Origin of the sequence: Actinoplanes sp. GCM10030250, from assembly GCF_042666575.1 — a bacterium.
Classification (GTDB): Bacteria; Actinomycetota; Actinomycetes; order Mycobacteriales; family Micromonosporaceae; genus Actinoplanes.
Genome location: NZ_JBHTDO010000060.1, coordinates 25,406 through 34,531, shown reverse-complemented (window position 1 = coordinate 34,531; position 9,126 = coordinate 25,406). Strand labels below are relative to the sequence as shown.

Here is a 9,126-nt window from a genome sequence, read left to right as displayed (position 1 = left end):
GCCGTGCCGAGCAGGCGGTTGCCGGACGCCGACGCGGCCATCAGCGCCCTGGAAGCGGTGATGTTCGACCGGCTCGGTGACCGCGATGTCCTCGTAGCCACGAAGGACGGACTGCTGGTGGTGATCGCGCCGACGCAGACTGCGGCGGCGGGCCGGTTGTCGTCCGGGATGGGCGCGAGCAACGAGCTGGGCCGGCTCATGCACCGCGAGCTGAGCCGGCTGCGCCGCGGACGACCGTGGCGGGTCGCGGTCGGCCGTGGACACCCGGGCCTGTACGGCATCGCCCGGTCTTACGAGGAGGCTCGCGAGGCGCTCACCATGGCGGGCCGGCTGAAGACGGACACTCCGGTGATCAACGGCCATGACTTGCTCATCTATCGAGTGCTGTTGCGTGACCAGCTCGCCATCGTCGACCTGGTGCAGGCGGTCCTGACGCCGCTGACCCAGGCTCGTGGCGGTGCCGCGCCGTTGCTCGACACCCTGGAGGCCTACTTCGCCACCGGCGAGGTGGCTACCGAGTCGGCCAAACGGCTGCACGTGTCGGTGCGCACCGTCACCTACCGGCTGGCCCGGGTCAAGACGTTGACAGGTTACGACCCCGCTGACCCCGCTCACCGCTTCACCCTGCAGGCGGCCGTGCTCGGTGCCAAGGTGCTCAACTGGCCGGAGGAGCCGCTGCCGACACCCGGCTGAACGGAGGTTTGCGGACCACCGGGAGCACCGCCGGGTGACGGTGAGCGTGTGAATTCGGATCAACTACGAGGGCCGGTTGCGCCAGGCTCTGGCGCGCCGCAGGTAGCGGATCGCTCCGGCGACGCCGGTCGAGACGGGCCAGTCGTCGGTGCGGAAGTAGGCGTCGGACCCGCCGTCCAGGAAGATCACCGAGCCGCACAGGAAGTCGGCGGCAGGCGACAGCATGAACGCCACCCATTCCGCGGCATCCTGCGGCTTGCCGCGGCCGCCGATCGGCACGGCCAGATGTTGCACCGCGTCCTTCTGGCCCCGGGCGATCTGCTCGTCGAGCAGTGGGGTGGCGACGATGCCGGGAGCGAGGACGTTGAGCCGAATACCTGCACCGGCCCACTGCGGCGAGATCGCGCTGCGGCGCGCCCATCTGGTCAGAGCGAGCTTGGAGCTTGCGTACGCGAAAACCGCTGAACGGTTTCCGAAACGCCGCACCGCGCGCATCGCCCTGTCGGGGTCCCGGTCGAGCAGGGCCCGCACGGCTGCCCGCGGCACTATCGGGGTGAGGGTGGTGGCGTTGGACCCGAACACCGCGACCTTGCTGTTGCCGGCCGTGGCCAACGTGGATCGCCACGCTTCGAGCAGGTCTACCACGCCGAAGTAATTGACCTGCAGAATCATGCTGTCACGTCCCGGGACGCCGCCGAGCCCGGCGGCGCAGACGGCACCGTCGAGCCTGCCGCCGGCGAGATCGAGTACCTCGGCCGATGCTGCCGCGCGTCCCTGCGGCGAGGAGAGGTCGGCGATGACCTCGGTGGCACGTAGGTCCACGCCGATGACGGTGTGCCCGTCACCACGGAGGCGCTCAGCCGTGGCCTTGCCCATGCCTGAGGCGGCACCGGTCACCGCGTACGTACCCATGCCTGGTCCTCTCAGCCGGGTTGAACCTTCTTGACGGTGCGAGCGAGGGCAGCTGGTTCGAGCGGGGGTTCGCCACCGGGCCGGCGGGACCGATCTGGGCGCTGACCTTGGCGCCGGTGGCGTGTACCGCTGCGGTGAGCCGGCGCAGTCCGGGCAGTGCCTCGGGGCGCCAGTGCTGCCGGAGCCATGCGACCAGACAGCCATCGATGGCGCAATATGTCAATGTTGCGTCGGGCAGGCCGTTCGCATCGCCCGGCCGTCAGTCGGTGTCGGCCTGCCACAAGCGGGTGTCGGGCCAGAATTTCGATCCGGTTCCCTGCCCTTGCCGGCCGGGCGGGAGCGGCAGCGCGACGACGATCCAGCCGGCGGAGGGTCGGAACACGCGATTGCCGCTCGTCGATTCGAGGCGGCGTGGGTTCCACATCTTTCCGGCCGCCATCACCAAGAGGCGTTGGCGGTGGCACTCGCATGGGCCGAGCAACAGGCCTCCGGGCGCGGCCGGCCGGTTTGTCCCTCCCGGGTGGGAGGAGCCCGGCCAATGCCGGCCCGGTCTTCGGCAATCGGGGCGATGGATCCCACGACGCGGCCGAGCTGCTGCACCACGCCGACCTGGCCATGTACGGCGCCAAGCGCAGCTCCGACGCCACGTGCAGGTGTACGAAGCGGGATCGGCGTCAAACCGGACCGTCGTGGCTTGGGCCGGGTAGGTTGGCCATCCCGAGGTTGGGCGCGACGATCACGTAGACGTCCGGCTGCCGTTGCCGGCGCGCCAGGAGGCCTCCTGCAGCTCTCGGCAGCGGCGCTTGCGACTCCTTCGGCTTCCGTACGGTCGACGACTCGTACGGGCTGATGTGCGCGGCGCGTTGGTGCCGAGCCGGCGTGGACAGGATGAACACTGCCCTGACACAACCCACTCAAGTTTGAAGCGCCGACAACACTCCCGCATCGACTGCGGTTCTGTGGGTACCCGTCGGACTTCGGGCATCGTCATTGCCGCAGGCTCTGGCCCGATCGATGTGCGGAAGGAGAGTTATGAAGCAGGTCAAACTCGCAGTCGTCTACTACTCGTCGACCGGAACGATCCACACGATGGCGCAGCGGCTCACCGAGGCCGGCGAGAAGGCGGGCGCGGAGGTCCGCCTGAGGCAGGTGGCGGAGCTCGCGCCTGCGGAGGCGATCGCCTCGAACAGCGCGTGGAGCCAGCACTTCGATCGGACGAAGGACGAGCCGAAGGCGACCGCGGACGACGTCGTATGGGCAGATGCGGTGCTGTTCGGGAGTCCGACCCGGTACGGCAACGTGGCGAGCCAGCTCAAACAGTTCCTCGACACGCTCGGCCCTCAGTGGACGCAGGGTCTGCTGGCCGACAAGGTCTACGCGGGATTCACCGCGAGCATGACGCAGCACGGCGGTCAGGAATCCACACTGCTGGCCCTCTACAACACCATTCATCACTTCGGCGGGATCATCGTTGCGCCGGGGTACACCGATCCGCTGAAGTTCGCCGACGGCAACCCGTACGGTGTCTCGCACGTGACCGGAGGCAACAACGACGCGCCGCTCACCGATGTGCAGTTTGCGGCGCTGGACCACTTGGCCCAACGGGCGGTGCGGGTGGCGGCCAAACTGAGTGCCTAGCGCGGACGGCACCCACCGGCCTGCCAGCTGCGGTCGATCGCTGCTGAGCCGCTGAACCGCTGAACCGCTGAGGCTCGTCGATTCGTACCTGTACCGGAAACGGAGCTGCGCCATGACCGTACCCGTCGTGGTTTGGGCGTTCACGCTGGTCGGCATCGCCGGTCTGCTGTTGTTCGACTTCATTTTTCATGTACGGAAGGCGCACATCCCGACTCTGGCGGAGGCGGCCCGCTGGTCGGGTCTCTACGTCGGCATCGCCATCGTGTTCGGCGTCGGTGTATGGGTCTTCGGCGGCACGACCATGGGTACGGAGTATTTCGCCGGATATGTTACCGAGAAGGCGCTGTCGGTCGACAATCTGTTCGTCTTCCTCATCATCATGACCAGCTTCAAGGTGCCGCGCGCCGATCAGCAGAAGGTCCTGCTGATCGGCATCGTCTTGTCCCTGATCGCCCGGACCGGGTTCATCTTCCTCGGCGCCGCCCTGATCAGCTCGTTCGCCTGGGTCTTCTATCTGTTCGGGCTCATCCTGCTGGTGACCGCCGGGAACATGCTCAAACCCGGGGGAGAGGACAGCCACACCGCAGACAACATCATGGTCCGCCTGGCACGCAAACTGTTCCACACCAGCGACACCTACGACGGCGACAAACTGTTCACCGTTCAGGACGGCAAGCGGGTGATGACCCCGATGCTGCTGGTCATGGTGGCCATCGGTGGCACCGACATCCTCTTCGCTCTGGATTCCATCCCGGCCATCTTCGGCCTGACCGAGAACGTGTTCATCGTGTTCACAGCGACCGCCTTCTCGCTGCTCGGCCTGCGCCAGCTGTACTTCCTCATCGACGGGCTGCTCGACCGGCTCGTCTACCTCGGTTACGGCCTCGCCGCGATCCTCGGCCTCATCGGCGTCAAACTCGTCCTGCACGCGCTGCACGAGAACAACGTGCCGTTCATCAACGACGGCCGGCCGGTCCCGGTCACCGAGATCGGTACGGGCCTGTCGCTCGGACTCATCCTGGGCATCCTGACTGTCACCGTCCTCGCGTCGATCTTCAGCGCCAAGGGCCGGGCCCAGAACGCCGTCTCCGCGGCACGGCGCCACGCCACCGAGTACCTGGAGATCGAGAACGATCCGGCACGCCGGGAGGAGATCTACGCTGAGCTCCTCAAGGAGATCGACGTGATCAAGAGTTTGCCGGACACGTACCGTGCGCGGATCCGTGAGCAGGAGAAGCTCATGATGCTTCTCCACGAGGCGCGTGACGCGCACAACACCCAGACGTACGCCAACTCCTGAGGCGCCGCTGCGCCGCTGTTGCCGACGGCGACGGCTGCCAGTGATCGGCTCAGCGACGCCGGGAACGGTGAAAGACTCTCAAGCCACGGCTCCTGCGGCCGATCAGCAACGGTATGCGGCGCGTGATGCTCGATCCGAGGCGGCCGCCGCCGCGGGCTTGATTTTCACAATCGGGGACAGTTCCAGTTGCTGCTCACCCTGCGCGACTCGTGCGTACCCGAATCGAATGTGCCGGCGCCGCGGCCCGGCGGCGTTCCGCGGCGACGGCGGCGGCCATCGCCTGCTCGCCGCTCAGCTCACCGGTGGTGGCCGGGGCGCGCACGGCGCCGAGCAGGTGGTCAAGCCCGGTGCCGGCCCGAGCACCCGCGATCAGCCGGTCGGTCTCGTCGAGGTCGCGCCGGTCGGCCCGCCAGGTTCGGAACGCATGGATCAAGGCACGCATCCTGTTACACCTTCTCGGTGGAGTCGTTGGCTCGAGCGGTCGGCCCGGACGCGGACTTGCGGATCGGCGGCCAACCGGCGCAGGCCCCGCATGGTGGCAATGCGCACCGCGCCGCGCCGTTTGCCCAGCATCCGTGCGGTGGCGGCGACGTCGAGCCCGGCCACCACCCGCAACATCACGGCTTCCGCCTGATCCGCGGCAGCAGCGCGACCCGGCTCAGCGCCCATGCGGTCCCGCTCTCCTCGATCACCTCGGCGGCGGCCTCGTCGGTCCGCACGATCACCGACCGGCGACGATGCAGATCGATACCCACGTATTGCTGACCGTCGTACTCTGCTGACATGTGGGGCCTCCTTCGTCGATTGACGTGAGCACCCCGAGCATCCCGCCGGGAGTCACGAGGAGCGAGGCCCGCTCTTTCATGCCATCAAGGTGACAGGCCGGCGTTTCTCACCCGACGCCCGAAGCCGCACGTCAAGCCCGTCCCGCGGACAGCGCAGGCACCGTGGAGCCGGGGGCAACCAATGCGACGCTCCGAGCAGCCGCGAATCTAGCTGCGCCCGGCCCTGCTGCCCGGCCGCCGGCCTCGGGACCGTTCAGATCCACGTATCCGCCGTACGGTGCCGGCGATCAACCGCCGGAAGCGTCACCCTCACGTCGCACGCCCCGTGACCGCCTGGCAGGAGCGCCTCAGTTGAAGGAACGGATCGAACGCCACCGCCCTCCGGCGCAACTGCCGCAGGCCGGCTCGTACGCCGATCGGGTCGGTCAAACGGATGTACGTCGATCGGGTGACATCTGCGCTAGTCGATTGCCTTTCACCGTCGGCCTCGTTGGTGAAAGTGAAGGCTCCTCTCGTCCGGGAGCCATAACTGAGCCGAGGTGCGGCCCATGTCCGCTGACAGTGCGATCGTTCAAGACCGGGTGACGGGGTTGTTCGGGTTCCGCTTGGAGATGGGAAGCGACAGCTGCGGGGTCCGGATGCAGGCGCGGCGGACCGGTTTCGTCACGGAGGAGGCTGCGAAGACGGTGTTCGACCGGCTTTGCCGGCAGCGTGACGCGCGGCAGTCGAGGCCGCGGGTGAACGACACGGTGCAGAGCGTCTGTGAGGGTTGGATGCTCGCCTGTGAGCAGGAGCTCGAGCCGAATACCAGGTACAACTACGCGTGGCTGCTTGGTCTGATCTACCCGTATGTGGGCAGGGTGCGCGCCTGCCGGCTCAGCGCTCGGATGGTGGAGCGGGCCTACCGCGAACTGGAGGCTGCCGGCTACTCCCGGACTACGCTGCGGACCCTGGATCTGGTGTTGGCGAAGGCGTTCGAGGAACAGCTCGGCAGGACCCTGGGTGCGCGTAAGCCGCGCGAGAGCGACGATGAGCGGCCGGTGTGGACGCTGGCTGTGGCCCGTCGTTTCGGCGACCATGTTGGTGAGGACCGGCTCTACCCGATGTGGCGGCTGCTGCTCGTCTCCGGTCTGCGGCGTGGTGAGCTGTGTGGTTTGCGGCGTGGTGATCTGGAGCCGGTGCAGGGCACGTTGACGGTGCGTCGGCAGATCGTGGTGGAGAATCCCGGGAGCAGGGTTCGGGTGAAGCCGCCGAAGTCGCACAACGGTGTCCGCACGCTGGTCCTGGACCCGGTCACCTTGAAGGTCCTTGCCGGGATGGCGGCGGGATCGGCGTCGCAGTATCTGTTCGCTGGCCGTACGGGTCGGCCGATGCGGCCGGACAATTTGACCGACCGGTTCAACCGGCTTGCTGTCGCTGCCAAGGTTCGGCCGATCGGGCCGCACCAGATCCGGCATCTGATCGCGTCGACTCTGCTCGACGCCGGGCATGGCATCCATGAAGTCGCCGAGAGGCTCGGTCATGATCCGGCCACACTCATGCGTTACTACGCCAAGGTCAGCGCCGTTCGGCGGCTGGAGGCCAGCGACCGCATCGCCGAACTGGTGACGTCACCCGAACCTACGAACAGCTCGCCCGAGGCCAGTTCCGGCCCCGTTCTCACGGTCCTCGGACACGAGTTGCGCCGACGATCAAGCAGGCGCCGTGCGACGAAGGCGATCCTGTGATGTGGGGTGAGAAAGGTGCACCGGTTCGCCTTGCGCCAGGAGTCACTGGGAGATGTCGCTGGCCGGCCGAGAAAGCGAATGGCAATGTATTGTTTCCTCAGGGCAGGCGTGATTTGGTGTCGCTTCGCCTTGCGCGGGTGGGGGAGGTGTGCTTCTCATGGGCTGTCAAGTGGTTGACGCTGCCGCGCGGCCCGCGCGGCCCGCGCGGCCAGCACCATTCCGGATGCGCATTTTCGGGCAGGCATCGGAATGGCCCGCGTACTCGGCGACTCGCAGTCCACTTCATGTCCTTCAGGAACGGGTTCGGACCGGATGGCAGGTACCGCACTTGATTGGGCGTGGTCACACGCCTGGTCACAGCGTTGATCAACTTTCTCGGGACTGGCTGAAATTGGATGACAGTGCGGTGTTGATCTGTCCGTTTCTGCGTACATAAAGACACGTACTGGCATTGCTTGATAGAAATGTAACAATGCTGGGGGTCAAGGGGTCGCAGGTTCAAATCCTGTCAGCCCGACTTAACAAAAGGCCAGCGTAGCTGGCCTTTTGCATGTGTAGACATCGATACGTTCGCGGCGACGCGACACGCATTTTTGCCCGTACGTGCGTAAGCTTTCCTGCAGGTCTCGTTGATCTTGCCGACCACTACAGCTTCCCGGTGAGATGCTCATGGCTTAGTCGTGGGTTGGGACCATATCCTCGAGAGTGCCGTTGAGCAGCATGTTCGCGGCCTGGGTGTGCTGGTTTGCCGTGTGAGCTGCCGCCTGCCACCAGGTTCAACCGGTCAATATCCGATGTGGATGATCGCGACACATTGGCGACACGAACGCACGTACGGTGATCTCGGCCCGTCCCTCCGATGCAGTGGCCCCCTCATTTGGCTATCCGGCGCTGTACTGATGGGCTTGGCTCACGCTTGTGGTCGTGCGTCGGTGTCTCCGCTGTCATTCCATGATCGCGGTCGGCGGTACGTTGCGGAAGTTGACCGGGGTTGTCCCGCGGTAGTCCCCGGTTCCACGCCCCGCGGGTGTTCGCTGAAAGCGTGGCCGCCTGGCGCGGCCGAGTCCAGCTACCTCCAGCGGGCTAACGCTGCGACCGGTCGGGGCATCAGCGGACGAAGCCAGGGCCTGCGTTGGGCGGCACGGAGCCGTGAGATTCGCTTTGAGGCGTGCGGATTGGCTGCCTTCGAGGTGATTCGATGCACTGAACTGCCGAGAAGAACGCATTTGATCATGCTGTTGGCAACAGGGTGGTTGGCTATTTCCACGTGAGTTGATCTGAATGCTCACCTTAAAAGCGGAGTCGGCGTCTTGCGGAGGACCGCAGCGCCATTCACGAAGCGCTGCCGATCCTCCTGGGCCGGGTTCCGGGATTACTACTGGATGCCGGTGCTGTACTTCATGGCTCCGACCTTGGTGCCGAACATGAAGAAGAGGGCCATGAAGACCTGCATCTGCTCGCTGCTGTCCATAGGCTTGAGCGCGGGCTGAAGGTCGTCGGGTTCGAGATCGGCCGTGCTGGCGGTACGCCGGTTGAAGATCGTTCGTGCGGTTTCGTGTTCGTGGTCAGTGAGCCGAATCGGGTGCAGCTTCCGCAGGTCGTACTGGTCCGGCAGAGGTCGGCGTACCAACTCTGCCGGGTAGCGCGCTGACATGATCTTCATCGCGGTGTTGACTACATGGGCTGAGAGCAGTGCTCCTAACCTGAGATTCTTGATCATGCCCATCAGCTCGTCTTCAGTGACGAAGTCGCTGATGCTGATGGGGGTGTTGATGTCGTTGTCGAGGCGTTCCATCGCCAGAGCGACATTGCTCAGCACTTGGCCTGGCTGCAGGACCAGCCTGTCGCCGTCTACGATGCTTGCCCGCGAGTGATACGGGTCGATCATCTCTTGTACTGCCTGCAGGTCTTCTGGCCGCGCTTCCTGATCGCCATCGTCGGATCCGCGCTTCCTGCCGAACCACTTCACGTAGCCCACCATCCTGTGATCGCCTGAACACATACAGCCACAACCGTATCGATGGACGCCTACGTACGCCTGCCTTCGGTTGCCACGGCTCGCGTCGGTTGA

The 9,126-nt window shown here is 65.9% G+C and carries 8 protein-coding genes, 1 tRNA gene and 1 pseudogene; 5 read left to right on the top strand and 5 right to left on the bottom strand.

The window, feature by feature from the left end:
• Positions 1–693 (top strand): PucR family transcriptional regulator (locus ACFQV6_RS42450; protein WP_378033405.1); only part of this gene is annotated, 693 nt, incomplete at its 5' end.
• 63 nt (positions 694–756) lie between these two features.
• Here the strand turns inward: ACFQV6_RS42450 and ACFQV6_RS42445 are convergent.
• Positions 757–1,605 carry an SDR family oxidoreductase gene (locus ACFQV6_RS42445; protein ID WP_378033404.1) on the bottom strand — a complete coding sequence of 283 codons (849 nt, stop codon included), beginning with the start codon at positions 1,603–1,605 and terminating at the stop codon, positions 757–759.
• Positions 1,606–2,637: 1,032 nt separating this feature from the next.
• Here ACFQV6_RS42445 and wrbA point away from each other — a divergent pair.
• Positions 2,638–3,243, top strand: a complete 606-nt coding sequence (gene wrbA, locus ACFQV6_RS42440) for an NAD(P)H:quinone oxidoreductase (protein ID WP_378033403.1) — start codon at positions 2,638–2,640, stop codon at positions 3,241–3,243.
• A 112-nt stretch (positions 3,244–3,355) separates the two neighbouring features.
• Positions 3,356–4,336, top strand: a pseudogene (locus ACFQV6_RS42435) (TerC/Alx family metal homeostasis membrane protein); the annotation flags it as partial.
• A 400-nt stretch (positions 4,337–4,736) separates the two neighbouring features.
• Here ACFQV6_RS42435 and ACFQV6_RS42430 read toward each other — a convergent pair.
• From ACFQV6_RS42430 to ACFQV6_RS42420, 3 genes are read right to left on the bottom strand one after another with little or no spacing between them, the layout of a single operon-like run.
• The gene (locus ACFQV6_RS42430; RefSeq protein WP_378033402.1) at positions 4,737–4,985 is read right to left on the bottom strand and encodes a hypothetical protein; all 249 of its coding nucleotides are present in this window, start codon (positions 4,983–4,985) and stop codon (positions 4,737–4,739) included.
• Positions 4,973–5,161 carry a hypothetical protein gene (locus ACFQV6_RS42425; RefSeq protein ID WP_378033401.1) on the bottom strand — a complete coding sequence of 63 codons (189 nt, stop codon included), beginning with the start codon at positions 5,159–5,161 and terminating at the stop codon, positions 4,973–4,975. The genes ACFQV6_RS42430 and ACFQV6_RS42425 overlap by 13 nt, the downstream gene beginning before the upstream one ends.
• A complete protein-coding gene (locus ACFQV6_RS42420) occupies positions 5,161–5,328 on the bottom strand; it encodes a hypothetical protein (RefSeq protein ID WP_378033400.1) in 168 nt (55 codons plus the stop codon). Before ACFQV6_RS42420 ends, ACFQV6_RS42425 begins: the two co-directional genes overlap by 1 nt.
• A 548-nt stretch (positions 5,329–5,876) precedes the next feature.
• Here ACFQV6_RS42420 and ACFQV6_RS42415 point away from each other — a divergent pair.
• Complete coding sequence (locus ACFQV6_RS42415) at positions 5,877–7,055, top strand: tyrosine-type recombinase/integrase (RefSeq protein ID WP_378033399.1); 1,179 nt, start codon at positions 5,877–5,879, stop codon at positions 7,053–7,055.
• Between the two features lie 381 nt (positions 7,056–7,436).
• Positions 7,437–7,572, top strand: a tRNA-Leu gene (locus ACFQV6_RS42410).
• An 858-nt stretch (positions 7,573–8,430) separates the two neighbouring features.
• On the opposite strand, the gene ACFQV6_RS42405 is transcribed toward ACFQV6_RS42410, so the two are convergent.
• Positions 8,431–9,024 carry a hypothetical protein gene (locus ACFQV6_RS42405; RefSeq protein ID WP_378033398.1) on the bottom strand — a complete coding sequence of 198 codons (594 nt, stop codon included), beginning with the start codon at positions 9,022–9,024 and terminating at the stop codon, positions 8,431–8,433.
• Between the last annotated feature and the right edge of the window lie 102 nt (positions 9,025–9,126).